The sequence below is a fragment of the Winogradskyella sp. 4-2091 genome (genome assembly GCF_045765065.1).
Lineage (GTDB): Bacteria > Bacteroidota > Bacteroidia > Flavobacteriales > Flavobacteriaceae > Winogradskyella.
In genome coordinates, this window is sequence record NZ_JBJKOD010000044.1 from 1 (window position 1) to 976 (window position 976).

At 34.5% G+C, this 976-nt stretch carries 1 protein-coding gene; it reads left to right on the plus strand.

All coding sequences use genetic code 11. The features are described from left to right. Positions 1-34 precede the first annotated feature (34 nt). On the plus strand, positions 35-829 hold the full coding sequence (locus ACJBCC_RS17230; RefSeq protein ID WP_407557925.1) for a cation transporter: 795 nt from the start codon (positions 35-37) through the stop codon (positions 827-829). Positions 830-976 lie beyond the last annotated feature (147 nt).

Genomic DNA, 976 nt, shown 5'->3' on the forward strand with positions numbered 1-976 from the left:
CGTTGTAAGTAATGCCGAAACCCAAAAAAACCGAGTGAAAAAGACAATATTTGAAATTACCAAAATGGACTGTCCATCTGAGGAAAATCTTATCCGAATGAAATTGGACGGAATTTCGAGCATTGCGAATTTGGACTTTGATATTCCGAATCGAAAATTGACCGTTTTTCACAGCGGAGAAATTGACCAAATCGAAAAGTCAGTTATCAAACTAAATTTAGGCGGAAAGAAAATCTCAACGGAACAAACCGACCAAACGGAATTTAAAGAAAATGAAAATCAGAAAAAACTACTTTGGTCTGTACTTGTAATAAATTTTGCTTTTTTCATTATCGAAATGACAACAGGAATTATCTCAAAATCTATGGGACTTGTTGCAGACAGCTTGGATATGCTTGCCGATAGTTTCGTTTATGGAATAAGTTTGTTTGCGGTTGGTGGAACAATAATAAAGAAAAAACGGATTGCCAAACTTGCTGGATATTTTCAAATAACACTTGCGATTATTGGATTTGTAGAAGTTTTAAGGAGATTTTTCGGAGACGAGAAACTTCCCGATTTTTCAACAATGATTATCGTCTCTATTTTTGCACTTATAGCAAACGGAATTTGTCTTTACATTTTGCAAAAGTCAAAAAGCAAAGACGAGGCACATATGAAAGCTAGTATGATTTTCACCTCGAATGATGTGATTATCAATTTAGGCGTAATAATCGCTGGACTTTTGGTAAATTGGTTAAGTTCAAGCAAACCTGATTTGATTATCGGAACAATCGTTTTTGCATTGGTAATTCAAGGAGCATTCCGAATACTAAAATTGAGCAAGTAAGCGAAAAAACACTACTTACAACACCGTGTATAATTAATTGCTTTGGCAAGTGCTTATTTGGAAAATTCCTTCGGAATTTTCTCGCATTCGTTTTTGTTTACTAAATTAGTTGCTGAAACACGCAACTAACCATACACATAAACGTTG